Origin of the sequence: Paenibacillus sp. FSL E2-0178, from assembly GCF_038593005.1 — a bacterium.
In the GTDB taxonomy this organism is placed as follows: domain Bacteria; phylum Bacillota; class Bacilli; order Paenibacillales; family Paenibacillaceae; genus Paenibacillus_AQ; species Paenibacillus_AQ phytohabitans.
Window position 1 is genome coordinate 7,712,018 of the sequence record NZ_CP151953.1, and the last position, 25,689, is coordinate 7,737,706.

At 53.0% G+C, this 25,689-nt stretch carries 30 protein-coding genes; all 30 read left to right on the top strand.

The genetic code is table 11. The features are described 5' to 3' along the window. The first annotated feature begins 15 nt into the window (after positions 1-15). The 30 genes from der (at position 16) to trpA (ending at position 25,640) form a co-directional block, all read left to right on the top strand. On the top strand, positions 16-1,341 hold the full coding sequence (gene der, locus MHI42_RS33155) for a ribosome biogenesis GTPase Der (RefSeq protein WP_042138631.1): 1,326 nt from the start codon (positions 16-18) through the stop codon (positions 1,339-1,341). Positions 1,342-1,353: 12 nt separating this feature from the next. Beyond that, positions 1,354-1,971, top strand: coding sequence for a glycerol-3-phosphate 1-O-acyltransferase PlsY (plsY, locus tag MHI42_RS33160; RefSeq protein WP_039301782.1), 618 nt, complete (start codon positions 1,354-1,356; stop codon positions 1,969-1,971). Next, entirely contained in the window at positions 1,964-3,004 is a 1,041-nt protein-coding gene (locus tag MHI42_RS33165) for an NAD(P)H-dependent glycerol-3-phosphate dehydrogenase (RefSeq protein ID WP_039301785.1), read from the top strand. Before plsY ends, MHI42_RS33165 begins: the two co-directional genes overlap by 8 nt. Before the next feature lie 66 nt (positions 3,005-3,070). Continuing rightward, positions 3,071-3,346 (top strand): stage VI sporulation protein F, encoded by a 276-nt coding sequence (locus tag MHI42_RS33170; protein WP_039301788.1) that lies wholly within the window; start codon positions 3,071-3,073, stop codon positions 3,344-3,346. A gap of 191 nt (positions 3,347-3,537) precedes the next feature. Then, a complete protein-coding gene (locus tag MHI42_RS33175; RefSeq protein ID WP_039301791.1) occupies positions 3,538-3,717 on the top strand; it encodes a DUF2768 family protein in 180 nt (59 codons plus the stop codon). A gap of 80 nt (positions 3,718-3,797) precedes the next feature. Then, positions 3,798-4,415, top strand: coding sequence for a hypothetical protein (locus tag MHI42_RS33180; RefSeq protein ID WP_342421942.1), 618 nt, complete (start codon positions 3,798-3,800; stop codon positions 4,413-4,415). A gap of 26 nt (positions 4,416-4,441) precedes the next feature. After that, positions 4,442-4,810, top strand: a complete 369-nt coding sequence (locus MHI42_RS33185) for a 2Fe-2S iron-sulfur cluster-binding protein (protein WP_342421943.1) — start codon at positions 4,442-4,444, stop codon at positions 4,808-4,810. A 60-nt stretch (positions 4,811-4,870) separates the two neighbouring features. Next, on the top strand, positions 4,871-5,614 hold the full coding sequence (locus tag MHI42_RS33190; RefSeq protein WP_342421944.1) for a hypothetical protein: 744 nt from the start codon (positions 4,871-4,873) through the stop codon (positions 5,612-5,614). Positions 5,615-6,370: 756 nt separating this feature from the next. Continuing rightward, positions 6,371-7,849 (top strand): stage IV sporulation protein A, encoded by a 1,479-nt coding sequence (gene spoIVA, locus MHI42_RS33195; RefSeq protein WP_039301803.1) that lies wholly within the window; start codon positions 6,371-6,373, stop codon positions 7,847-7,849. Between the two features lie 364 nt (positions 7,850-8,213). Further along, on the top strand, positions 8,214-8,486 hold the full coding sequence (locus MHI42_RS33200; protein ID WP_019909963.1) for an HU family DNA-binding protein: 273 nt from the start codon (positions 8,214-8,216) through the stop codon (positions 8,484-8,486). Positions 8,487-8,596: 110 nt separating this feature from the next. Continuing rightward, positions 8,597-8,845, top strand: coding sequence for a trp RNA-binding attenuation protein MtrB (gene mtrB / locus MHI42_RS33205; RefSeq protein ID WP_042138627.1), 249 nt, complete (start codon positions 8,597-8,599; stop codon positions 8,843-8,845). 107 nt (positions 8,846-8,952) lie between these two features. Next, a complete protein-coding gene (locus MHI42_RS33210) occupies positions 8,953-9,492 on the top strand; it encodes a hypothetical protein (RefSeq protein ID WP_342421945.1) in 540 nt (179 codons plus the stop codon). A 113-nt stretch (positions 9,493-9,605) separates the two neighbouring features. Then, positions 9,606-10,475, top strand: coding sequence for a heptaprenyl diphosphate synthase component 1 (locus MHI42_RS33215; protein ID WP_171716684.1), 870 nt, complete (start codon positions 9,606-9,608; stop codon positions 10,473-10,475). A 3-nt stretch (positions 10,476-10,478) separates the two neighbouring features. Further along, positions 10,479-11,231, top strand: a complete 753-nt coding sequence (locus MHI42_RS33220) for a demethylmenaquinone methyltransferase (RefSeq protein WP_144026033.1) — start codon at positions 10,479-10,481, stop codon at positions 11,229-11,231. Beyond that, positions 11,224-12,099: a UbiA-like polyprenyltransferase gene (locus MHI42_RS33225; protein WP_342421946.1), complete on the top strand. Its 876-nt coding sequence runs from the start codon at positions 11,224-11,226 to the stop codon at positions 12,097-12,099. Before MHI42_RS33220 ends, MHI42_RS33225 begins: the two co-directional genes overlap by 8 nt. Then, positions 12,096-12,698, top strand: a complete 603-nt coding sequence (locus tag MHI42_RS33230) for a flavin prenyltransferase UbiX (RefSeq protein WP_076243346.1) — start codon at positions 12,096-12,098, stop codon at positions 12,696-12,698. The genes MHI42_RS33225 and MHI42_RS33230 overlap by 4 nt, the downstream gene beginning before the upstream one ends. Positions 12,699-12,701: 3 nt before the next feature. Continuing rightward, a complete protein-coding gene (locus MHI42_RS33235) occupies positions 12,702-13,562 on the top strand; it encodes a menaquinone biosynthesis protein (protein ID WP_042138623.1) in 861 nt (286 codons plus the stop codon). Next, positions 13,559-14,527, top strand: coding sequence for a polyprenyl synthetase family protein (locus MHI42_RS33240; RefSeq protein WP_171716682.1), 969 nt, complete (start codon positions 13,559-13,561; stop codon positions 14,525-14,527). The genes MHI42_RS33235 and MHI42_RS33240 overlap by 4 nt, the downstream gene beginning before the upstream one ends. A 137-nt stretch (positions 14,528-14,664) precedes the next feature. Next, positions 14,665-15,108, top strand: coding sequence for a nucleoside-diphosphate kinase (ndk, locus tag MHI42_RS33245; RefSeq protein ID WP_039301819.1), 444 nt, complete (start codon positions 14,665-14,667; stop codon positions 15,106-15,108). A 27-nt stretch (positions 15,109-15,135) separates the two neighbouring features. Next, a complete protein-coding gene (locus MHI42_RS33250; RefSeq protein WP_039301821.1) occupies positions 15,136-15,939 on the top strand; it encodes a protein-glutamate O-methyltransferase CheR in 804 nt (267 codons plus the stop codon). A gap of 108 nt (positions 15,940-16,047) precedes the next feature. After that, positions 16,048-16,224, top strand: coding sequence for a hypothetical protein (locus MHI42_RS33255; RefSeq protein WP_171716680.1), 177 nt, complete (start codon positions 16,048-16,050; stop codon positions 16,222-16,224). A gap of 186 nt (positions 16,225-16,410) precedes the next feature. Next, entirely contained in the window at positions 16,411-17,580 is a 1,170-nt protein-coding gene (aroC, locus tag MHI42_RS33260) for a chorismate synthase (RefSeq protein WP_342421947.1), read from the top strand. A gap of 1 nt (position 17,581) precedes the next feature. Next, positions 17,582-18,685, top strand: a complete 1,104-nt coding sequence (gene aroB, locus MHI42_RS33265) for a 3-dehydroquinate synthase (protein WP_342421948.1) — start codon at positions 17,582-17,584, stop codon at positions 18,683-18,685. Next, positions 18,679-19,050, top strand: coding sequence for a chorismate mutase (aroH, locus tag MHI42_RS33270; RefSeq protein WP_042215520.1), 372 nt, complete (start codon positions 18,679-18,681; stop codon positions 19,048-19,050). Before aroB ends, aroH begins: the two co-directional genes overlap by 7 nt. Before the next feature lie 352 nt (positions 19,051-19,402). Further along, positions 19,403-20,959 carry an anthranilate synthase component I gene (trpE, locus tag MHI42_RS33275; protein WP_342421949.1) on the top strand — a complete coding sequence of 519 codons (1,557 nt, stop codon included), beginning with the start codon at positions 19,403-19,405 and terminating at the stop codon, positions 20,957-20,959. 133 nt (positions 20,960-21,092) lie between these two features. Next, positions 21,093-22,133, top strand: a complete 1,041-nt coding sequence (gene trpD / locus MHI42_RS33280) for an anthranilate phosphoribosyltransferase (protein ID WP_039301835.1) — start codon at positions 21,093-21,095, stop codon at positions 22,131-22,133. Next, complete coding sequence (trpC, locus tag MHI42_RS33285; RefSeq protein ID WP_342421950.1) at positions 22,123-22,953, top strand: indole-3-glycerol phosphate synthase TrpC; 831 nt, start codon at positions 22,123-22,125, stop codon at positions 22,951-22,953. The genes trpD and trpC overlap by 11 nt, the downstream gene beginning before the upstream one ends. Beyond that, positions 22,946-23,626 carry a phosphoribosylanthranilate isomerase gene (locus tag MHI42_RS33290; protein ID WP_342421951.1) on the top strand — a complete coding sequence of 227 codons (681 nt, stop codon included), beginning with the start codon at positions 22,946-22,948 and terminating at the stop codon, positions 23,624-23,626. Before trpC ends, MHI42_RS33290 begins: the two co-directional genes overlap by 8 nt. Continuing rightward, positions 23,623-24,819 (top strand): tryptophan synthase subunit beta, encoded by a 1,197-nt coding sequence (gene trpB / locus MHI42_RS33295; RefSeq protein WP_039301842.1) that lies wholly within the window; start codon positions 23,623-23,625, stop codon positions 24,817-24,819. The genes MHI42_RS33290 and trpB overlap by 4 nt, the downstream gene beginning before the upstream one ends. Continuing rightward, on the top strand, positions 24,819-25,640 hold the full coding sequence (gene trpA / locus MHI42_RS33300; protein ID WP_039301845.1) for a tryptophan synthase subunit alpha: 822 nt from the start codon (positions 24,819-24,821) through the stop codon (positions 25,638-25,640). Before trpB ends, trpA begins: the two co-directional genes overlap by 1 nt. The last annotated feature ends 49 nt before the right edge of the window (positions 25,641-25,689 follow it).

The following is a 25,689-nucleotide window of genomic DNA, read 5'->3' on the forward strand; positions in this document are numbered from 1 at the left end:
ACAGGAGGAATGAATATGGCAAGACCCGTTGTGGCCATCGTTGGCAGGCCTAACGTCGGTAAATCGACGATTTTTAACAGGCTGATTGGCGATAGACTGGCCATCGTAGAAGATAAACCGGGGATTACACGTGACCGGATATATGGAGTTTCGGATTGGAACGGCAAATCCTTCAGTGTGATTGATACCGGGGGGATTGAAATTGACGGTGAAGACGCCATTCTGAAGTCGATCCGCGTTCAGGCGGAGCTGGCGATCGAAGAAGCGGATGTCATCGTCTTTATGTGCGAGGCGAAGAGCGGACTTACGAGCTCGGATGAAGAAGTAGCACAGATTCTTTTCCGTTCCGGCAAGCCGATCGTTCTGGCTATTAATAAAGTGGATAACATGAAGCGCACTGAGGATATTTATGAATTTTACAGCCTTGGAATTGGCGACCCGATCGGAATTTCAGGAAGCCACGGAACCGGAATCGGAGATCTGCTGGATGCGGTTGTTGAACGTCTGCCTGATAAAACCGATGAGGAATATGACGATGATGTCATTCGTGTAGCTTTGATCGGCCGTCCAAATGTAGGTAAATCCTCGCTGGTGAATGCTATTCTTGGCGAAGAACGCGTAATTGTCAGCGATGTTGCGGGTACTACACGCGATGCGATCGATACACCGTTTGAACGGGATGGCCAGCGTTATGTGCTCATTGATACTGCGGGCATGCGCAAACGCGGCAAGGTCTATGAAAATACGGAAAAATACAGCGTGATGAGAGCCATGAAGGCTATTGAACGTGCTGATGTTGTACTGGTCGTAATCAACGGTGAAGAAGGCATTATTGATCAGGACAAGCATATTGCCGGTTATGCCCATGATGCGGGCAAAGCCTCTATCTTTGTCGTCAACAAATGGGATGCCATTGAGAAAGACGACAAGACGATGCAGAATTTCGAACGCAATATCCGTGATCACTTCCTGTTCATGAGTTATGCGCCAGTCGTGTTCCTGTCTGCGCTTACCAAACAGCGCCTGCAGAAGCTGCTGCCGGTCGTGCAGCATGTTGCACAGCAGCATGCACTCCGGATTACCACGCATCTGGTGAACGATGTGGTATCCGATGCAGTAGCGATCAATCCTCCGCCGACAGACAAAGGACGCCGTCTGCGCATCAATTATGTAACCCAGGTTGCTACGAAGCCGCCGACAATCGTGGTATTCGTCAACGATCCTTCGCTGATGCACTTCTCCTATGAGCGTTATCTGGAGAATAAGCTGCGCGCGGCATTCAATTTCGAAGGCACACCGATCCGTCTCTTTACACGGCGCAAATCCGAAAACGAAGGTTAGGGGAGAAGAGTAGTGGCGTTTGAACTTCTGGTTATCGTTGTAAGCTATTTGCTTGGCTCTATCAGCTTCAGTGTATTGCTCGCCCGGCTGCTTAAAGGCATCGATATCCGCCAATATGGAAGCGGCAATGCGGGGGCAACCAATACACTGCGTGTGATGGGGAAGGGACCGGCCATACTGGTGCTGTTTCTGGACGTACTGAAGGGAATTGCCGCAGTCTGGCTTGGAACATGGGCCGGCGGCTGGGGAACCTGGATTGCAGTGGGCTGTGGTATCGCTGCCATCATCGGGCATAATTGGCCGCTCTATTTTCACTTTCGCGGAGGGAAAGGCATTGCAACGACAATTGGCGTAATGGCTACGCTTGTATTCTGGCCTGCACTGATTGCGGGATTGATTGCTATTCTGGCAATCGTTCTGACCCGGTATGTGTCGCTGGGTTCTCTGATCTTCGTGGCATTGACACCGGTATTCCTGCTGTTTACCGGGTTCACAACGCCTGAGCTGTGGGGCAGCCTGATTATCGCACTGTTTGCGTTCTGGCGTCACCGCAGCAATATACTTAAGATTTCACAGGGCCGGGAGAACAAAATCGGCTCTAAAGTTAAGGAGGCGAATCGCGTTGTCTGATAAAGTAACCGTGCTGGTCGCGGGCAGTTGGGGAACTGCGCTGGCCACTGTGCTGGCGGCTAACCACTCGGAGGTTTATCTGTGGACGCGAAAGCCGGAACAAGCTGCCGAGATTAATGAAGCCCATACGAATCATCATTTTCTGCCGGGAATCACTCTTCCTGCGAACATTATTGCCACTACGGACATGGAGACGGCTGTTTCCGGTTCGAAGGCAGTAGTTATTGTTGCGCCTTCTTCCGGAATGCGCCAGGTTGCGCACAGCCTGAAGCCCTTCTGGAAGGAAGATATGCTCTGTATTCATGCAACGAAGGGCTTTGAGACGGAGAGTATGAAGCGTATGTCGACAGTGATCTCAGAAGAGCTCGGCTGCAATGAAAGTCAGGTCGTTGTCCTCTCCGGTCCGAGTCACGCGGAGGAAGTAGTACGGCTCTGTCCGACTACCGTTGTGGTGGCTTCACCTGACGATAGCCGTGCCGCTGCAGCGCAGGGGCTGTTCATTAACAATGACTTCCGGGTATATACCAACCGCGATCAGGTCGGCGTAGAGCTGGCTGGCGCACTGAAGAATATCATCGCGCTGGGGGCAGGGCTATCCGACGGTCTGGGCTTCGGGGACAATGCCAAAGCAGCGCTTCTTACCCGCGGCTTGGCCGAGATTTCCCGTGTCGGCGTAGAGCTTGGGGCGAACCCTCTGACCTTCTCCGGTCTTGCCGGACTCGGTGACCTTGTCGTGACGGCGACCAGCCAGCACAGCCGCAACTGGCGTGCAGGTTCCATGCTGGGCCAGGGCAAGCCGCTGGCAGAGGTACTTGAGTCCATGGGCATGGTAGTGGAGGGTATCCGGACAACGGAAGCTGCTTATGCGATATCGCTTAAATTAGGCGTGCAGATGCCGATTACGGACCAGATTTATCATGTGCTGTTCAAGGGAAGAACACCGCGTAATGCGGTGGAAGCCTTGATGGGCCGTGACCGCAAGACAGAGATGGAAGCCATTTCACAGGAAACCTGGGAGCAATGGCATTCCTGATCGCGTTCACCTTTTGCCGGAGAGCCTCATATGTTGTATTGGGGATTGACGGAGGAGGGATGAATAGTGAGCAGAGATTTTTCCAAGGATGCTTTGAACGCCATTAACAAGAAGGCGGGCAAGAACATTACGGAAGGTGCCATCAAGAAGCTGGCCGGGACGGTCAAGCCGGGCACCACGCAGAATGAAGCCCAGCTCCGCCAGTTAATTAAGCAGGTGTCAGCAATGGCCAAAGTGCCAGTCAGTGAAGCTACCGTGCAGGAAATCATCAATGCCGTTAAAAAAGGCGGCGCGGGTTCCGGTTCGATGGAGTCTTTAATGAAAATGCTGCTGAAAAAATAGCATATCATGCATAAAGGAGCCACCCCTCCAGGGCTGGCAAATTGCTTGTCTGCTTGTGTAGGGCAAAAACCCGGGAATCTAGCCAGATTCCGAGGTTTTTGCTCTTTTTTTAATATAAAGACTTATAATATCTAAGGTTTCACGCTATAATAGTCGCAATCCGGGTATAGTGAAATGGGGGCGCATGGACTATGGATCCGATGACGAAAATGTGGCTGTCTCTGATTGCGGTACTGATTATGGGTTTATCCGTTTTTTTGATTACATTTGCACGCAGCAGGACCAAAGGCTGGCTTAGAGGCGTACTATCCGTGCTTGCATTTGTGATTATGCTGATCGGGATATTAGGCGGAGCCGCTTCAATTATGTAAGCATTTACAATACACTCAGACAGACGTATTTCTGACAGAATCGATTGATGATTTTACAGGAATGGAGCGTGTGTTGATCTATGACCGGTTCAGGAATCCCCTATGCACTTGAGACAGCGCTGGGCAGCATAGTAGAAGATTTAGAATTCTACGGGCTGGGCAAACCCCCTGTATGGCTTCTGGGAGGGAGCTGCGGGCTGCTGCTGCACGGGGCCCAACTGGCTGTCCCGCCGCGTGATATTGATGTCTATTGCGACCTGAAGGATACCTGGCAGCTTCATCAATCCCTTCTCCGGTATGCAGTCAGTCCGCCGGAAGAGGATTTCAGCGGAAGCTGTTATTCACTGCGCGCTCTCTATTTCATGGGGGAGGCCAAGGTTGAACTGGTGGGCGGGTTCAGAATGGGCAGCGGCGAATGGCAATATTCAGTGGATGCCGGCATGCTGCAGCAGTATGCCCCGGTACGCAATTACGAAGGGATTGGCCCTGTGCGTCTGATGCCGGTGGTTCATGAGCTGATATTTAATCTGCTGCGGGGCAGGGACGGGCGCTGCCAGGCAATTGCGGGGCTGATCAAACAGGATATGGCCGCCCATCTGCCGCTGCTGTATCAGTTAATTCAAGAGAACCATCTGGAAGATCACCTGCAGGCGAAGCTGGAGGCATTGCTGGAGATATCCACATCCATAGAGATTTAAGATGAACCAAGGAAGGAAACAACTTCATGGCACCTCATAAAAAAATAAATGTCACTTTCCTGCCCGACACCCGGCGTGTCTCCGTGCCGCATGGAGTATCGCTGCTTGAGGCTGTACACAGAGCCGGAATCGTTCTGCCCACCCGCTGCGGCGGTAAAGCCGGATGCCTGATGTGCAAAGTGTCAGTAGATCCCGGAGAGTCAGCAGCGCTGAGACCTCCTTCAGAGGCCGAGAGACGCAAGCTGGGCAGCCTGCTGGATCAAGGCGTCCGTCTGGCCTGCCAGGCCGCTGTCTGGGAGGATGTGAGCGTGCACATTCCCGAGGACCCGCTTAAGGCGGCCGTACGCCGCAGACTGGAAGCTGCGCGCCGTGGAGAAGCAGAGGACTTATGGTGACTGGGAAGGCTTAGCAGATAACCAGAGAAAGGGGGCGTATTTATCAACTCCATTTATCAGGTGAAACGCCGGCGATCGCTGAGAAGAGCAGCCCTGCTGCCTTGGGTTGCCCTGCTGCTATGGTCGCTTGGCGGCTGCATGTATCCCGGGGATTCTGAGCAGCGGCAGCCCGGCAACGGGTACCGCGAGAGTGTGAAGCGGGTGCAGGCAGCGGTAGATGACTATCAGGAGCAGGAAGGCCTGCTTCCGATCAAGACCAGCGATGAAGCAACGCCAAGATATGAGAAATTCGTGGTCGATCTGAATAAGCTGCAGCAGGCAGGGTACCTGGATGAAATACCGGCAGCGGCTTTTGAGAAGGGCGGCAGCGCGTATTTTCTGATTCTGGACGAAGAAAGTGATCCTCAAGTGAAGCTGATGGACCTGGTGACCGTGCAGAAGGTTAACGATGTCCAGCGCAAGGTTAACCTCTACAAGTCCGCACATGGTGGAGAACTGCCGGCGGAAGAAGAAGTGTATCCGGGTATCTCCACGATTGATGCGAAGAAGGCAGGTACTGGGTCAATCGGGCTGAACAGCGTATATTCCGGCCAGCCTCTGCAGTTCCTTATGGACAAGGACGGTACGGTATTTGCCGATTACGGTGCGGATATCAGCTCAGCTATAGATAAGAATGGCGGGGCGCCTGAGGCGGACCGTGACTTGCGTCTGGAGCTGGAACAGGCGTCGTATTACGTACCCGTTAAGTCATTGCCTTATTTGTGGGTTGACGGCCAGCCGGTTCCGCAGGCTCCGCTGGAATAGAAGCTTTAGATCAGCACCGGATAATAATTCCGGTGCTTTTTTATATTTTTACAGAATTTATTCAGTGTAAGCACCGCTGTTAGATTCGCTCCCCCGGCAGCTGTCCACGGATTTACTGATTATTTTGGCAGTCCGCAGCGGCAACCTGGTGGATCAAGGCGTAAATAGTTTGGAGTGCACGGCGTTTAGTTGTATTTCGTGCAGTTAAAAGACGGTGAAAAAACGGATTTTTCAGATTAACTGTATTCTGTACAACTAAAAATTAGCGGAAAGCCCTCTTTTCGTGTTATGGGGATTTTTAGATGTAGAAAATACAATAAAAGCTCTAGCAGCATGCTAATCGACCGCTTTAGTTGCACAAAATACAGTTAGAGCGTGCACTCAAAACAAAATACCTGAGTCAAACCATATAGTGGTTCTAGGCGAAAACCCGGCTTCATAGGATTGATGAGAAGACTTCCGGGCGTCGTGACGCATTGGCGTGCTAGAGCGGGCATACAAAATTTCAGCTGCAAAATGCACGGACGAGGGTCATAAATCCGTTCTGGATACATATGATGATACTAGTCCAAATGCATGTCCGAGCATTCGGAGTTTAGCGCGGGGCAACATGTTCCGCCTCAGGCAGTAGCTAGGCTTCGGGCGGGCAAAGCTTAGTCCGGTGGTTGTCCTGCAAGGGTCAGTTTGCCGGCGGAACGCGAAGTCGATGCTCTTCAGGCATTTTTTCTTCGGAGTAATATGAGGAGGGGATCTCTTTTGGAAAAAGTGGATATTTTCAAGGACATTGCCGAGCGTACCGGCGGAGACATTTATCTCGGCGTCGTCGGCGCGGTTCGCACGGGGAAATCGACATTCATCAAACGGTTCATGGAAACGATTGTTCTTCCGAACATCACAAGTGAAGCGGACCGGGTAAGAGCGGTGGATGAACTGCCGCAAAGTGCGGCGGGCAAAACAATTATGACCACTGAGCCCAAATTTGTACCGAATAACGCGGTGCAGATCAAGGTGGCGGAAGGTCTGGAAGTCAATGTCCGGCTGGTCGATTGTGTAGGTTATGCGGTAGAAGGTGCCAAAGGCTACGAGGATGAGAATGGTCCGCGTATGATCTCAACACCGTGGTTTGAGGAACCGATTCCGTTCCAGGAAGCGGCTGAGATCGGCACACGCAAAGTGATTCAGGAGCATTCCACACTCGGTGTGGTAGTGACAACCGACGGTACGATTGCTGAAATTCCCCGGAACTCGTATGTGGATTCCGAAGAGCGCGTCATTGCTGAGCTAAAGGAGGTTGGCAAGCCGTTTGTGCTTGTAATCAACTCCACCCGGCCGCGCAGTGAGGAAGCACAGCAGCTGCGCAACGAGCTTGCACTCAAATATGATATTCCGGTAATGACACTCAGCGCCGCCAATATGACGGAAGATGATGTGACCGGGGTACTCCGTGAAGTGCTGTATGAATTCCCGGTACATGAAGTTAATGTCAATCTGCCGAGCTGGGTTATGGTGCTGGGCGAGAATCACTGGCTGCGCAGCAGCTATGAGAATTCTGTCCGCGATACAGTGAAGGATATCCGCCGCCTGCGGGATGTGGACCGGCTCGTCTCCCAGTTTACAGAATATGATTTCATTGACAGGGCTGGCCTCAGCGGCATGAACATGGGCCAGGGGGTAGCGGAGATCGATCTATATGCTCCTGAAGAGCTGTATGATCAGGTTCTCATGGAGGTGGTCGGCGTGGAAATCCGCGGCAAAGACCATCTGCTCCAGCTGATGCAGGACTTCTCCCATGCCAAACGTGAGTATGACCGCTTCTCGGAAGCACTGGAGATGGTTAAAACTACAGGTTATGGTATCGCAGCCCCATCCCTGGCCGAGATGGCTCTGGATGAGCCTGAGCTGATCCGCCAGGGCTCCCGCTTCGGGGTCCGGCTGAAGGCTACAGCACCTTCGATCCATATGATCCGGGTCGATGTCGAATCTGAATTCTCGCCGATTATCGGCACAGAGAAGCAGAGTGAAGAGCTGGTGCGTTACCTGATGCAGGACTTTGAGAATGACCCGATCAAGATCTGGGAATCGGATATCTTCGGCCGTTCCCTGCATTCCATCGTCCGTGAGGGCATCCAGGGCAAGATTGCCATGATGCCGGATAATGCCCGCTATAAGCTGCAGGAAACGCTGGGCCGGATTATTAACGAAGGTTCAGGCGGACTGATTGCTATAATTCTCTAAATGTAAGCAGGCCTAGCGATAAGAGCGGAAGAATTTCCGCTCTTTTTTGCTGCTGAATTTAAGATTTTGAGGTTAGCTTAGCGGCGGGCAAAAGGGGGAATCTCCCAGGAAAGACTCCGATTTTACGGAATAATTGGTAGTAATAGACTGCGCGAAACCCCGAAAACATGTGGAAACATGCTACTTTCTGCTCCTTTTTTGAGTAACGCCTTGAAATTATGGGTGGGCTGTATTACTATAAGTTTGTTGCGCTTCTTGAAGAGAGGCGCCAGTATCCAGTAATAAACGGGATTATCACGTATATTTTGCGTTGAAACGGAAACAGTGTATGATACCGGAAATTTGCCCAGGGAGGTGAGAAAACATGAACAAATCAGATTTGATCAACGTAGTTACAGAAGCAACTGAACTTCCCAAGAAAGATGCTACTAAAGCGGTAGATGCCGTTTTCGAAGCTATCACAGGTGCACTGCAAAGCGGAGATAAAGTACAGCTGGTTGGATTCGGAAACTTTGAAGTGCGCGAACGTTCCGCACGTAAAGGCCGTAACCCGCAGACTGGTGAAGAAATCGAAATTCCTTCGAGCAAGGTACCGGCATTCAAACCCGGTAAAGCGCTGAAAGACGGAATCAAATAGAGATTTCTACATATCTATCCCATAGTCTTTGAATAACAACTATGCCGCCCTCCAAGGCGGCATTTGTTTTTTAGAAGCTTAGGCTTACCATACTTTAAGGAGGATCACAAATGACTGAGAAGCACAATGAAGTGAATCCTGCACCATCAGGCAGCGATTATATCGTAATCAAAGCCAAAGAGAACGGAGTTCAGGTCATCGGACTGACAAGGGGCCTGGATACCCGCTTTCACCATACGGAGAAGCTTGATAAAGGCGAAGTCCTCATTGCCCAATTCACAGATCATACCTCAGCAATGAAAATCCGTGGCAAAGCTGAAATCTGGAGCAAACACGGACAATTAGAGAGTGAAAGCTGAGAAGCAGGCATAGCCTGCTTTTTTTCAAAATATAACTAGATATAGGGCTGTCTGCGGTTCAGTATAATCCTGCTGCGCAGCGGAAATTCTGAGTAAGGGGGCTTGTCATGAACCGTAGCTGGCTGATTGGAACTGTCTTGCTGCTGACCGCGGCATCTACCATGCTGCTGCCTCAGCTCGCCAGTCTCGGGGCAGTCCCCCAGGGCGCCTATGGTACAGTGGAGACAATAAGCCGGGACAGCACCGTTCTGGGTGATGACAATCTGGTAGATAGGCTCGGGGAGATTCCCTTTAGCCTGGTTATAGACAAGGCGGGCTGGAAGGACCAGGTGTTAACTCTGGATCTTAAGGTGACCGGCAATGACCATGAACCGCAGGAGCTGTATCAGAACATGGCGCTGGCGATTGCGTTTGCCTTTCAGGAGACCGGCAATACCGATCAGCTGCTGCTCCGTGTGGTGGCCGAGGATAAATGGCTGGATACCCGCCGCCTGCTGCTGGCTGGTGACATCCGCCGGACGGAATGGTCTCCCCGGCTGCAGGATGAGCTGCAGAATGCCGGCAATTCCCCGCTGCCCGATTCGCTGAAGAACGGCTTCCGCATTAGTGAAAGCGAGCTGTGGAAAAAACAGTTCATTTATCCCTGAAGTGGGTAAAAGAAACTAGAATGCACGACCGTGCGTGACCAAAAAACATGTGATATAATAGACAAGATTGTGAACAAAGATATAGTCAAACGTCAATGGCTTCGGAGGCTGAAATGAAACCGTACCGCATACCGCAACTGGCTAAACCCTACACCGACTACGACATGATTCAGCGGCATACGGAATTGCCGCCGTTCTCAGACGGGCGGGGTCATTTGTTATATATTTTTCTGGGTCACGGCCGGAGTGCCGGATTCCAGAGTGGAGAGCTGTTCACTCTGGTGACCGGGCTTGTGCAGCTCGGGCTGGACACACATGAGAGCATCGACCGTTATCATGATGAGCCCGGCGGTGATATGATGCGTTCCCGCCAGCTTAAGGTGCTGGCCGGCGATTACTTCAGCAGCTGGTTCTATCACCTGCTCGCCAAACACGAACAAATTGAGATGGTGGGTATTCTAAGTACGGCTATCGCTGATTTTAATGTGATGAAGGCTAATCTTTACGGCAAGATGAAAGGGCTGCTTTTCACAGCCGAACAATATTTGAAGCACACGGTACAGCTCAATATGAGGCTGTTTCTTTCTTTTACACCGATGATTGAGGAGCCGCTCCGGGATAGCTGGGAGAAGCTGCTGGTGGAGTTCAGCCAGTGCGAAACCGTAACGCAGGAGCTGCGCCGCGGCGCAGACCCAGTAAGTGCTCTGGAAGGCTACTGCTACTGGAAGGTGCTGGAGTCGGCGACGGAAGAAGAGCGCCAGCTGCTGGGACAGCAGGAGCTGGATAGCAGGGACTGGAAGAAGCTTAAGCTAAGAAGCAAATGTGATGCCCTGCTGACAGACAAGCTGCATGCATCGCTTGAGTCCATTCAGGGCTTGCTGCAGGGTATCAAGGACGAGGAACTGATCAGTGAGCTGAGTGCTGCGCTGGACCGCCTTCTTCTGCAAATGAAAATTTCCGGACAAGCTGCCGTGGAGGGTTAGAGGATGACTGTAGATAAAACTTCCGTTATGGGTGACCAAGGCATCAAGCCGAAAGAACAATTCGTACATTCCGTATTTGAGAGCATTGCCGGCAAATACGATTTGATGAATGATATCTTAAGCTTCCGCCGCCACAAAGCGTGGCGCAAGTTTACAATGCGCAAGATGAACATGAAGCGCGGGGATTCGGCAGTGGATCTGTGCTGCGGGACCTGCGACTGGAGCATCGCCCTGGCTGAGGCCAGTGAGACCGGCTGTGTCATGGGGCTGGATTTCAGTGCAGGCATGCTGGAGGTCGGCAAGCGCAAGGTAGAGGGGCGCGGACTCCAGGACCGGATATCCCTGATTCAGGGCAATGCGATGGATTTGCCCTTCGGTGATAATTCCTTCGATTATGCGACGATTGGCTTCGGACTCCGCAATGTGCCTGATCCCGTTCAAGTGCTGAACGAAATGAAGCGTGTGGTGAAGCCGGGCGGTATGGTGGTGTGCCTGGAGCTTTCGAAGCCGATGAAGCAGCCGTTCAAAGGAATTTATTTTTTCTATTTCCAGCGTGTGCTTCCGTTGCTCGGCAAGCTTTTTGCCAAGCGGTATGAGCAATATAAGTGGCTTCCCGAGTCACTCGCCCTGTTCCCGGACAGAGAGCAGCTGGCAGTGATCTTCCGTGAAACCGGCTTGCAAAAAGTGGAATCCTTCCCCTTGACCGGCGGCATCGCGGCATTACATATTGGGCTCAAGGAGAACAGCAATGTTTAAGAAAATCGGCATCTTTCTACAAATGATTAAATTTGAACATACGGTTTTTGCTCTACCCTTTGCTTTTATGGGCGCTTTGCTCGGATCGGTTGTAATGTTTGGTGAACTGCCTTCCTGGAGCCAGATCGGCTGGGTTGTGATTGCCATGTTCGGTGCACGCAGCGCGGCTATGGGACTTAACCGGCTGATCGACCGGATCAGCGATGCGAAGAATCCCCGGACAGCCGGGAGAGCGATTCCTGCAGGACTGCTGAAGGTTGGAGAAGTATCGCTATTTATCGCCTTCTCGTTCTTTTTGCTGTTCTGGGCTGCTTTTAAACTGAATCCGCTGTCAGCGAAGCTGCTGCCGATTGCTGTTTTCCTGCTGGTGTTCTATTCGTTCACGAAACGCTTCACCTGGGCTTGCCACCTGATTCTCGGTCTTACGATCGCGCTTGCGCCGCTCGGAGGCTGGGTTGCGGTTACGGGCACTGTAGACTGGACCTCCATGGTATTCTATTTCACTATCGTCTTCTGGACAGCGGGTTTTGATATTATTTATTCCTGCCAGGATGTGGAATTCGATATTAAGGAAGGACTGTACTCTATTCCTGTCCGCTTCGGAGTTGCCCGTGCGCTTCTTATTGCCAAGGTGTTTCATCTGCTTACGGGAATCGGATTTGTATCGCTGCTCTTTATTACCGATTTGAGCTGGTGGTATGTGGCAGGTATGCTGATTGCCTACATTATTTTATTTTATGAGCATTATATCGTATCCCCGAGCGACCTCAGTAAACTGCAGACGGCGTTTTTCACAATGAACGGGGTGCTTAGTATTGTAGTCTTTTCCTTTACTCTGATTGACCTGGTGGTGCAGTTCTACAAATGACCGAGCTTAAGCCTAAAAATTTCGTGGTTGGCATTACCGGCGCGAGCGGCGGGATCTACGGCATCCGGCTTACAGAAACCCTGCTCTCGCTCGGTTACACGGTACATCTGGTGGTTAGCAATGCTGGCTGGCGCGTCTTCAAAGAAGAATTAGGCTTCACGGCCTCAGACCGGGAAGGGTTTCTGGACGGGCGGTTCAGCAGCTATCCCGGTTCTCTTCTGTATCACCCTATCGCAGATATTGGTGCTTCAATTGCCAGCGGCTCCTTCCGGACGGAAGGGATGATCATTATGCCTTGCTCGATGGGAACACTGTCTGCTGTAGCGCAGGGCAGTTCTGATAATCTGATGACGCGGGCTGCGGATGTCATGCTGAAGGAAGGGCGCCCCTTGGTGCTTGTTCCCCGGGAGACACCGCTGCACGCGATTCACCTGGAGAATATGCTGAAGCTGTCCCGGATGGGAGTCAAGCTTATCCCGGCGATGCCGGCGTTTTATTTTGGACCCGCAACAATCGATGATCTGATTAATTTCATGGTAGGCAAAGTGCTGGACAGCTTTAATATTGAACATACTTTATTTCGCAGATGGGGGGAATGAAGGATGACACATCCAGAGCACACCGTTATCGGTAAAATCAGTTACACCAATTCATGGCCGGTATTTCATAATTTCCATCCTTCTTCTCTAAGCTTCCCGGCAGAGATGGTGAGTGAAGTACCCGCCATTCTCAATCAAGGCATGGCCGACGGGAGCATACATGTAGGCGCATTATCCTCCTTCGCGTACGCAGCGGCCAGCGACCGGCTTCTGCTGCTTCCGGATCTGTCCGTCAGTGCTGACGGGCCGGTCAAATCGATCCTGCTCTTCTCAAGAATGCCGGTGCAGTCTATCGGCAGCGGCAGGATCGCCGTAACGAATACATCGGCCACTTCTGTCAATCTGCTGAAAATTCTGATGGACAAAGCTATAGGTGCCACCCCTGAATATATCAGTGTCCCTCCTGATCTGAACGAAATGATGGATCAGGCAGATGCCTGTCTGCTGATCGGGGATCATGCCATCCGGGCATCCTGGCAGGATCAGGGATATTACGTAACGGATCTGGGCGAGCTCTGGAAGGAATGGACCGGACTCAGCATGACTTTTGCCGTCTGGGCAGTTAACCGCAGGGCTGCTTTGCGTAATCCGGAAGCGATTGCCGAGATAGCGGAAGCCTTTGCGGTCAGCAAAAGGCGCGGCCTGCGCGAGCTGGCGCCAATTACACATGAAGCCCGCTGCACCATCGGAGGTACGGCATCCTATTGGAACGATTACTTCCGTAATTTATGTTACGACTTTGGGGAAAGGCAGCAGGAAGGTCTGAACCTCTATTTCCGCTATGCCTATGAAATGGGCCTGCTGCCGCAGGAAGTGAAGATGGAGCTTTGGAGCCACAATCTGCTGACACGGGTGAAAGAATGAAGCGAATGCAAATATTCGGCTTGCTGAACAAAGATATGGATCAGATTGAAAAGGAACTGTACCGCAGTGTCCAGGGTGATGATGACCTGCTGACAGAAACCTCGCTGCATCTGCTTAAGGCGGGTGGCAAGCGCCTTCGTCCGGTATTTGTCCTCATGGGCGGCAAATTCGGACAGTATGACCTCGACAAGCTGAAGCGTGTAGCGATTCCGCTGGAGCTGATACATAGCGCCTCCCTTGTCCACGATGATGTCATCGACGATGCTGAACTCCGGCGGGGGGAGCCCACCGTCAAGGCGAAGTGGGGCGATAAGATCGCCATGTATACCGGTGACTATATCTATGCCAAGGCACTGGTCATGACTTCGGAGCTGAAGAATCCCCGGATTCATCAGATTCTCTCCAAAGCTATGGTGGAGATGTCGATCGGAGAGATGGAGCAGATCCGTGATTTCTTCAACAGCGGGCAGAGCGTGCGTCATTACCTGCGGAGAATCCGCCGCAAGACAGCACTGCTGATAGCCGTCAGCTGTCAGCTCGGCGCCCTGGCTGCAGAAGCAGAGCCGGAGACAGCAAGGCTGCTCTATAATTACGGATACAACGTGGGGATGGCGTTTCAGATCCGTGATGATCTGCTCGATCTTTCCGGAACGGAGAAGCAAATCGGCAAGCCGCCGGGCAGCGATATGCGCCAGGGCAACATTACATTGCCGGTGATTTACAGCCTGCAGGACTCAAGGCTGCGCGAAGGACTGATGGAAGAGCTGGAACTGATCCGCGCGGGGAATGGCGGGGTTGGCCGTGCCATTGACCTGATCCTTTCCGGGGACGGAATTGCCCGTGCGGAGGAGCTGGCTTCCCGTTACATCGCCAAGGCGCTGGAGGCGCTGGAGCAGCTCCCGGGCAACCGGACCAAACGTAATCTTCGGGACATCGCCTTTTTTGTCACAGGACGCGCTTATTAATCTGGCAGCTTCCGCAGATTAAGCGTTCACAGATGCCGAGGTTTCTGATAATATCAGAAAATGAACAACCTGATTATGCAATCCCGTATAGACAAACCTAGCATTCATTAAGAATTAGGGAAATGGAGAGTGACTCTATGGAACAAACGTATCTGATGATCAAACCGGACGGTGTACAACGCGGATTGATCGGGCGTATTGTCGCCCGCCTGGAGGATAAGGGATTCAAGCTGGTTGCGGCGAAGCTGATTACCATTACAGAAGCACAAGCCAAGAAGCACTACGCAGAGCATGAAGGTAAAGATTTCTTCCCGGAACTGGTAGGCTTTATCACCTCCGGTCCTGTGTTTGCCATGGTATGGGAAGGCGATGATGTGGTAACGTTGTCGCGTCTGCTGATCGGCAAAACCAAAGTGGGCGAGGCATTGCCGGGAACGATCCGCGGTGACTATGCCAGCCACACCCCGCTTAATTTGATCCACGGATCAGACTCGCCGGAAAGCGCAGCACGTGAAATTGCCAATTTCTTTGCTCCGTCTGAACTGGCCCAGTATAACAAAGACATCTCAGTCTGGATGTAAGGTCCGGCGGAAGACAGGAGAATATTTATGGCAGAACGTGAAGAACCCGCATTAACCCCAGACCCGGATTACACCGGATTTATTCATAATGTCAAACAGAGCACCGGAATTGATCTCGCCCAGTATAAGGAAGCGCAGATGAAGCGGCGTCTTACGACGCTCCGCATGAAGAACGGTTACAATTCTTTTAGTGATTTTTATGCCGCAATGATGAAGGACAAGGCTTTATTCTATGAATTTCTCGACCGGATGACCATTAATGTCTCCGAATTCTGGCGTAATCCGAACCGCTGGGAAGTATTAAGGGATGTTATTCTGCCTGATCTTCAGCGTTCCGGCCGCAGACTGAAGCTGTGGAGTGCCGCCTGCTCTACCGGAGAAGAACCATATACACTGGCGATGATCCTGTCAGACAAGAATATTCTGGCCCAGACCGGTATTCTGGCAACAGATATTGATGACGGGGCGTTGGCCAAAGCGAAGCAGGGGTTATATCTGGAGCGCTCCTTGAAAGATGTCCCTAAAGATGTGGCTGACCGGTATTTTACTCCGGAGGGACCCGTGTTCAAGGTCAGTGAAGGACTGAAGAAGAGTATCGATTTCCGCAAGCAGAATCTGCTGCTCGATAAGTTTGATGAAGGCTTCGACCTGATCATCTGCCGGAATGTAATGATCTATTTCACAGAAGAAGCCAAGAATAAGCTGTATCACAAATTCTCGGCCAGCCTGCGTCCCGGCGGCTATCTGTTCGTGGGCAGCACGGAACAGATTTTCACGCCTGCGCAGTATGGCTTCGAATCTACAGAAACCTTCTTCTACCGCAAGAAGTAGGCAGCTGCTGCTTATCCGCAGGGCCTGTCACTACAGGTATACTTTAACTTCTTTTCAGTGATACTGAAGAGTAGAAACCTTATGCCAAGTGAAAGGTCGTTATATTAGATGGACAAAAGCAAGGTTATAGCCGCGTATCGACGCGGCTTCCTCACAGTCCGCGAATGCGGACAGGTTCTCGGAATTGAGGAGCTGCAGCTGCAGAGCCTGCTTGCAGCGGAGGAGGGCAGAACCGGCAGCCTGCCTCCCGCACCGGGTGACCGGCAGCTGGAGACAGGCTCTTAGGGCGGGGATGCACAGCAGCGCCGTTTCTGCTCGAAAGAGCAGGAGCGGCGCTGTTCTTGTTCAGGAATAGAGTGGCTCTTGAAGGTGATCGCTTTCTTGTCAAAGCCGATGGCCTATACTATAATAAGCAAAGACATTTAACATTTTAGCGGTTTACAGTCTAAAAGTGTGAAGGGGGAACGCAGCATGAGTTTACGCTATTTAACAGCGGGGGAAACGCACGGCCCCCAGCTTACAGCCATTATTGAGGGATTGCCCAGCAATTTGACACTTGATTTCGAAGAGCTTAATTTCCAGCTGCACCGGAGACAGAAGGGCTACGGCCGCGGACGCCGGATGCAGATTGAGAAGGATACCGCCGAGATTGTAGGCGGCGTGCGCCATGGTTCCACAACGGGTGCTCCTGTTGCCCTGGTGGTGGAGAACAAGGACTGGACGCATTGGAAGAACATCATGAATATCGAGCCGATTCCAGGCAGTGATGAGGAGAAGCGCCGGGTCAACCGTCCGCGTCCCGGACATGCCGACCTGAACGGCGGCTTGAAGTATAACCTTACGGATCTGCGCAATGTACTGGAGCGCTCCAGCGCCCGTGAAACGGCTGCCCGGGTTGCGGTAGGCGCAGTAGCCCGCCAGCTGCTGGCGGCATTCGGGGTGAAGATTGCCGGACAAGTGATCCGCATCGGTGAAATCGAAGCACCTGCCAACCAGCTCCCGGTAGATGAACTGATTGCGCAGACAGAAGCGTCCTCTGTGAGAGTCGTAGACAAAGAGACGGAACAGAAGATGGAGGCTTACATAGACAAGATCAAGGAGGAAGGCGACTCCATCGGCGGGATTGTGGAATGTATTGTCGAGGGTCTGCCGGTCGGCCTTGGCAGTCATGTGCAGTCTGACCGCAAGCTGGACGGAGCCATTGCCGGAGCGGTTATGTCTATTAATGCCTTCAAAGGCGTGGAGATCGGCATCGGCTTCGAGGCCGGCAAGCTGCGCGGTTCTCAGGTTCATGACGAGATTATGTATGAAGCCTCACAGGGATACTACCGGGCGAGCAACCGGCTGGGCGGATTTGAAGGCGGTATGACCAACGGGATGCCGGTGGTGGTCCGTGGAGTGATGAAGCCGATTCCGACCCTGTACAAGCCGCTGCAAAGTGTGGATATCGATACGAAAGAACCATTCACTGCCCAGGTGGAGCGTTCGGATGCCTGTGCGGTTCCGGCAGCCTGTGTTGTCCTGGAGAATGTGGTGGCTTGGGAGATTGCCAAGGCTTTCCTGGATAAATTCGGCGGCGATTCAATGGAAGAGATCCAAGCCAACTATAATAATTACCTGGCGCAGCTGGAGAGCTATTAAGATGCGCAGCATTACGGTAGCTCTGGGCGAACGCTCTTATCCTATTTATATCGGCAGCGGACTGCTGCAGAATATTGGTGAACGCTGCATAGAAGCCGGTTTCCCGCAGCGCAGTCCGCTGCTGGTTGTCACGGACAGTGAAGTGGCTCCGCGTTATCTGAATCAGGTAGAGACTTCCCTGCGCGGCAGCGGATATACGGTGGTCAGCCATGTAATTCAGGCTGGTGAAGCTTCCAAATCTCTGGCCGTCTATGAAGAGGTCATTACGACAGCCATTCAGGGCGGGCTGGACCGCAGCTCTGCAGTGCTGGCGCTTGGCGGGGGAGTAGTTGGGGATCTGGCCGGATTCGTTGCCGCCTCTTATATGCGGGGAATCGGATTCATGCAGATTCCTACTACGATTCTCGCCCACGACAGCAGTGTAGGCGGAAAGGTTGCGGTCAACCATCCGCTGGCCAAGAATATGCTTGGTGCCTTCTACCAGCCGTCCATGGTGCTGTACGATCTGGACACCCTTGCTACACTTCCTCCACGCCAGGTTGCTTCGGGACTGGCTGAGGTTGTGAAGCATGGTCTGATCCTTGACAAAGAGTTCGCGTACTGGTGCCGTGAGCATGCCGGAGAGCTGCTTGCCCTGGACCCGGAGGCTCTGGGTTACGCGCTGGAACGCGGCTGTGCGATCAAGGCTGACGTTGTCTGCAATGATGAGACGGAGCAGGGGCAGCGTGCAATTCTGAACCTGGGACATACCATTGGACATGCTATTGAAGCAGTAGGCGGCTACGGCGTATTTCTTCATGGTGAGGCTATTGCTATTGGAATGGCCGGCTCAGCCCTGCTGGCCGCGAAACTGGGCCGGGACAGAGCGATCTATGAAGATACGGTATCTATGCTCACCGCGTTGTCTCTGCCGGTCAGACTGCCGGCGGACTACGGTGAGGATGAGCTGATGGAAGCCATGATGCATGACAAGAAGTTCAAGGAAGGCAGAATGACCTTTATCGTGCCGGACGACATCGGTGCTGTCAGTATTGTGGGCGATGTGCAGGCAAGTGATGTGCGCGGGGTTATCGCCCAGCTCAAGAAGGAGGAAAGCCCATGGTGAACCGGGGGATACGCGGTGCTACAACCGTAACGAAGAATGAGGAAACCGAAATTTTACGCGAGACTGTTGTGCTGCTGAGGGAAATTGTTGAGCGCAACGAAGTGATCGCCGAGGATATCTGCAGTGTGTGGATCACGATGACTGCTGATCTGGATGCTACTTTTCCGGCGCGCGCCATCCGTGAGATTGAAGGCTGGGAAATGGTGCCGCTGATGTGTTCGGTAGAGATTCCGGTCAAAGGCAGCCTGCCGCAGTGCATCCGCCTGATGGTTCAGGTTAATACGGATAAATCACAGCGGGACATCCGCCATGTGTATCTGAATGAAGCCCAGCGGCTTCGTCCGGATCTCTCACAGGGCAAGTAATAAATTACATATGCGGGGTTGTCATGAACTGCCGTCATCATGTATAGTGTAGTTAGCCGAGTGAAGCAGAGTATAGTTTAGTTTAGATGAGTATAGTTGAGCAGAGTGCAGGACTTTTTTTGAAGAGCAGACCATTGATTATCAGCATTCTTTTTTTGGTATACCCGTATAGAGTTTGTGCAGCAGCTGCCCATACGCTATAAGTGTATCCTCTGAGGGGATGATCTGTACTCGATTTGGTTTTTGCCGGTCCCAGGCGCTTATTCACATACTTGCTAACACAAACCTCTACTCCGGTAGAGGTTTTTCTGTATTTCGGACATTACCTATAGAATCCCAGGAGGTTAGCCAAGTGACGAATCCGAGCATTGAAGAAGTAGTGTCGCTGTCGCGGAAGTATAATCTGATCCCGGTAGTGAAGAGGCTGCTGGCTGATATGGAAACACCCATCCGCTTGTTCCAGCGTTTTGCCGAGCAGGATCGTGCATTCCTGCTGGAGAGTGTAGAGGGCGGCAGTCAATGGGCACGTTATTCATTTATCGGCAGTGATCCGTTCCTGATGATTTCAGGCAAAAAAGGCCTGATCCACGTTGAAGTGGGCGGTGAAAAAAAACAGCTGCCTGGCAAACCTGTCGAGGAGCTTAAGGCGCTGCTCCGCTCCTACCGCAGTCCCAAGCTGGACGGGATGCCGCCGTTTACGGGCGGTGCTATCGGATTCTTCGGTTATGATCTGCTGCAGTATTACGAGAAGCTGTCCGCGCATGCCGTAGATGATCTGAATATGGATGATATCCGCTTCATGTTCTGTGACCGCATCATCGTCTTCGATCATGTGAAGCAGCAGATTCTGCTGGTAGGCAATCTGCACATCAAGGATGGCGATACCGATTCCGAGATTCGCGCAGGTTACGAGGAACTAAGCCGCCGCCTGGAGAACATGGCTGAAGAGCTGCAAAAGGAAGGACCGAAGGAGAATGTCAACCGCCGCAGCATCCCGCAGGACATTGAGCTGGGTGAGATTCACTCCAACCTGACCAAGGAACAATACATCAGCAACGTGGAGCAGGCCAAAGAGTACATCCGCGCCGGTGATATCTTCCAGGTGGTGCTGTCCCAGCGGCTGCACATAGAAACCGAGGTATCTCCACTGCATGTGTACCGGATGCTGCGGACGCTGAACCCTTCACCTTATATGTATTATCTGAAAATGGACGAAGAGATCATCGTAGGCACTTCACCGGAGGCGCTGGTTAAGGTGGATAGCAGCGGACGGGTTGAGACCCGCCCGATTGCCGGAACCCGGCCGCGCGGAGAGACCGAGGCGCAGGACCGCCAGCTCGCCGCTGAACTGCTGGAGGATGAGAAGGAACGCGCAGAGCATCTGATGCTCGTGGATCTGGGCCGTAATGACCTGGGCCGTGTGTCGAAGTTCGGCACGGTGAAATGCGACTCGTTCATGGAGATCGAGAAATACTCGCATGTGATGCATATCGTTTCGAACGTGTCCGGGACGCTGGCAGACGATAAAGATTTCTTCGATGCCTTCCTCTCCTGCCTCCCGGCAGGGACTGTATCGGGGGCACCGAAGCTGCGGGCGATGGAGGTCATTGCCGAACTGGAAAAGGAAGCACGCGGCGCTTATGCCGGCGCCATCGGTTATCTCGGCTTCTCCGGGAATATGGATTCCTGTATAACCATTCGCACAATTATTTTCCGCAAAGGCCGGGCTTATGTGCAGGCTGGAGCGGGAATTGTCTGGGACTCGGTTCCGGAGAAGGAATATGAAGAGACTCTCAACAAGGCCAAGGGCATGCTGAAGGCGATCCGGATGGCCGAAGCCATGTTCCCCGCCGAGGTTAAGGAGAAGCAGGTTATCAACCAGGATTATATGTACGAATACACCCCGTGAGCCGGGGATAAGCAGAGATGAGCTAAGACGAGCAGAGAATGCTCCATACTATTTTTGGCGTATGCTTCCGGAGCCGGTTTGTAAGAAGCTGATTCAGGAAGTCCGCCTACAAAACTCTTAGGAGGGAATCAATATGGAAGCAAGCCAGTTAATACAATCAGGAATTGCCGGATTAATCGAAGGAAAGGATCTTACCCGCACACAGGCACGGGAGGTAATGGGGACCATTATGGAGGGGGCGGCAACACACGCGCAGATCGGTGCACTGCTCACGGCGCTGCGTATCAAGGGTGAAACGGTAGAGGAAATCACCGGGTTCGCGGAAGCGATGCGCGGTTTCGGGACTCCGGTACTTACCGAACGTAGCCAGCTGCTCGATACCTGCGGCACCGGAGGCTCCGGTATCCATAAATTTAATATCTCCACCGCCTCGGCAATCATCTCCTCAGCCGCCTCTGTAAGAGTTGCGAAGCACGGCAACCGTTCGGCTTCCGGCAGAGCGGGCAGCGCCGATGTACTGGAGGCGCTCGGCGTCAATATTCATCTGAATGCGGAGCAGGCCCGGCAATGTCTGGACAGCATAGGGATCTGCTTCCTGTTCGCACAAATCTACCATCCGTCAATGAAGCATGCTGCTGCTCCCCGCCGTGAGCTGGGTGTGCGTACTGTATTCAATATGCTTGGACCGCTGACGAATCCGGCAGGAGCTGACCGGCAGCTCATGGGCATCTATGACCGCAACAAAACGGAGACTGTGGCCAAAGTACTGGGCGAGCTGGGCTCCAAGCGGGCAATGATTGTCAGCAGTCTGGACGGTCTGGATGAAATCAGCATCTCGGCGCCGACCCAGGTCTCCGAGCTGAGAAATGGTGTGGTCACAACCTACGAGGTTACACCGCAGGAGCTCGGGCTGAGCCAGCATCCGCTGGAGGATGTGCTCGGAGGTGATGCGGCCGAGAATGCGGCAATTATCACTACAGTGCTGGAAGGACAAATCAATCCATATCGTGATATCGTATTAGCGAATGCAGGGGCATGCATCTATGTTGCCGGTCTTGCAGATACACTGCGGGAAGGCGTAGACCGGGCAAGAGAGGTAGTGGATTCAGGAGCAGCACTGCGCAAGCTGGAACAGTTAAAAGCCATGACGAAGGAGCTTGATTATGTATCTTGACCGGATTGTTGCCACCAAAGTGAAAGAGGTAGAGGCGTTAAATGAGACATTTTCATTGGAAGAGGCTGAACGGGCTATCGCTGCTCTGCCTGCAACGAGAGGGTTCCGCGCTGCGCTGACCGGGCGGCGGAACCGGGACATGGGGCTGATCGCCGAGGTGAAGAAGGCTTCGCCATCCAAAGGCCTGATCCGTGCCAATTTTGATCCGGTTGCGATTGCTAAAGGCTATGCGGCAGGAGGCGCGGACTGCCTGTCGGTGCTTACGGACCGGGAATATTTTCAGGGCAGCGGATCGTATCTGCAGCAGGTAAGGGAAGCGGTGGAGCTTCCTCTGCTGCGCAAAGACTTCATCATTGATGAGAAGCAGATCTACGAAGCGCGCCTGCTGGGAGCAGATGCTATTCTGCTCATTGCCGCTATTCTGACATCTGAGCAGCTGAGCGCATTCACCGATACCGCTGCAGCGCTTGGCCTGGATATCCTGATTGAAGTACATGACCGCGCCGAACTGGAAATGGTGCTGGCCACCGGCAAGGCTGTCCATCCCGGCGTGCTGCTTGGCATCAATAACCGGAATCTGAAGACCTTTGAGACCGCGCTTTCTGCCACAGCCGAGCTTGCGGCACGGCTTCCGGAGGGACTGCCGGTCATCAGTGAGAGCGGCATTACCGGTCCGGAGGACATCGCGTTCTTAAGCAAGACCCGGGCTACCGGCGTGCTGGTAGGAGAATATCTGATGCGCCAGCCGGATGTAGAGCAGGCAGTGAATCAGCTGCTCGGACCGCTTCCCGCAGGGAAGGACCGTGCTGTGCATGGCTGACACACTCGTAAAAATCTGTGGACTTCAGGACGTTGAAGTGCTAAAATCTATGAAGAGTTTGCCACTGGATTATATCGGATTCGTATTTGCCCCGAGCCGCCGCAGAGTGACTGCTGAAGCTGCTGCCGAGCTTGTTGCAGAGCTGAAGGAGTGGAAGACTGGGACGGCACCCCGCACTGCGGGAGTTTTCGTCAATCCGCAGCTTAAGGAGCTGACTGAGCTGCTCAGAACAGTACCGCTGGACGTCGTGCAACTGCATGGGCAAGAGAGCCCGCTGTTCTGCAGCGGGGTCAAGCAGGCTTTTCCGCAGGTTCAAGTATGGAAGGCACTTTCTGTGGCGGGCCATGCCCCTGATGCCGGAACCGGCATTCATGCTCTCCTGGAGAGCTACGCAGGTACAATCGATGCGCTGCTCCTGGATACCTATGATCCGCAGGGCAGCGGAGGCTCCGGACGTACGTTTGACTGGGAACAGATTCCGCTATATCAGCAGGCGGCGGCGGAAGTAGCGCTGCCTTTATTTATAGCCGGAGGACTGCACCCGGACAACGTGAATGAGCTGCTGGACGGCTACGCGCCATATGGCGTGGATGTATCCAGCGGAGTGGAGAGTAACGGCCTTAAGGATATCGCAAAAATGACAGCTTTCGTGGAAAGGGTGAAGCAATCATGATACAAGTACCGGACAAGAACGGTCGTTTTGGTTCTTTTGGAGGCCGCTTCGTTCCTGAAACCTTGATGAATGCACTGATTGAGCTGGAGGAGGCCTACCGTAAATTCTCGGCAGACCCGGCATTTCAGGAGGAAATAGATTACCTGCTTAAGCAGTATTCCGGACGCGAGACCCCGCTGTATTATGCAGAGCGGCTTAGCAAACACCTGGGTGAGGCGAAGATCTATCTGAAGCGTGAAGACCTGAACCATACAGGTGCGCACAAGATCAACAACGCTATCGGACAAGGCATTCTGGCCAAAATGATGGGTAAAACCAAGGTGATTGCCGAAACAGGAGCCGGCCAGCACGGCGTGGCTACCGCTACAGTTGCAGCCCTGCTCGGTATGGAATGCAAGGTATTCATGGGCGAAGAGGATACCCGCCGCCAGGCACTGAACGTCTTCCGCATGAAGCTGCTTGGTGCAGAAGTGATTCCCGTAACCTCCGGGTCAAGAACCCTGAAGGATGCCGGTAATGAGGCATTGCGCTACTGGGTGAGCAACGTTGAGGATACCTTCTATATCCTTGGCTCTGCCGTAGGCCCGCATCCCTATCCGATGATGGTCCGTAATTTCCAGCGGATTATCGGGGATGAGACCCGCCGCCAGATTCTGGAGGCGGAAGGACGCTTGCCGGATCTGCTGGTTGCCGCGGTAGGCGGAGGCAGTAATGCCATCGGCATGTTCTATCCTTTTATGGAGGATGAGCAGGTTGGTATGATTGGTGTTGAAGCTGCCGGCAAGGGAATTGATACTCCGTTCCATGCAGCAACCATGAGTAAGGGGAGTCATGGCGTCTTCCAGGGATCGCTCAGCTACCTGCTGCAGGATGAGCACGGACAGGTGACCGAAGCCCATTCCATATCGGCCGGACTGGATTATCCAGGTGTCGGCCCCGAGCACTCCTATCTCAAGGATATCCACCGCGCACAGTATGTGCCGGTTACGGATGACGAGGCGCTGGATGCGCTGAAGCTGCTCTGTCAGACAGAAGGCATCATCCCTGCCCTCGAATCTGCCCATGCGATTGCCCATGTGGTGAAGCTCGGCAAGACACTGACCAAGGATGATATTGTAGTCATCTGCCTGTCCGGACGCGGCGACAAAGACGTGGAATCGATCATGGCCTATACGGAAGGGGCGGGGAAATAATGACTACCGAAACTACAAACCGGATGGATTTGACCTTCAAAAAGCTGCGGGCAGAGGGCCGGGCAGCCCTGATTCCTTTTCTTACCGTAGGCGATCCCGATCTTGAGACTACGCTGGATATTATCGCTGAGCTGGAGGCGGCCGGTGCGGACATTCTGGAGCTCGGAGTTCCCTATTCCGACCCGTTAGCCGACGGTCCGGTCATTCAGCGGGCTTCCTCCAGAGCCCTGCGCAGCAACATTCATCTCCGCACCTGCATGGAGACAGCCCTTAAGGCACGTCAGGCCGGCAGCCAGTTGCCCTTCATCTTGTTCACCTACTATAATCCGGTGATGCAGATGGGACTGGATACCTTCTTCGCTGAGCTGGATGCCCATGAAATCAGCGGGCTGATTATTCCCGATCTGCCTGTTGAAGAGTCGGAGGACATGCGTGAGCGCAGCCGTGCAGCCGGAGTGAATCTGATTCCGCTGGTAGCCCCGACTTCCAGTGAGCGGATTGCACGGATTGTTTCCGGCGCCAGCGGGTTCGTTTACTGCGTATCTTCGCTTGGTGTAACCGGAGAACGTTCTACCTTTCATACCGGGGTGGATGACTTCATTCAGTCCGTCCGCCGCTCTACAGACCTGCCGATCGCTGTAGGATTCGGGATTTCCACTGGAGAACAGGTGTCCCGGTTTGCGAAGATTTGCGATGGTGTAGTCGTCGGCAGTGCCATTGTCCGCAAGGTAGAGGATGTCATTCCTCTGCTGGCCCAGCCGGAGACAAGAAGTGCAGGACTGTTGCAAATTCGTGAATTTGTGGCACAATTAAGACCATAACGGTCTGCATACTGACCTGATACTAGCCAATTACTTCTAGAGAGCGAGG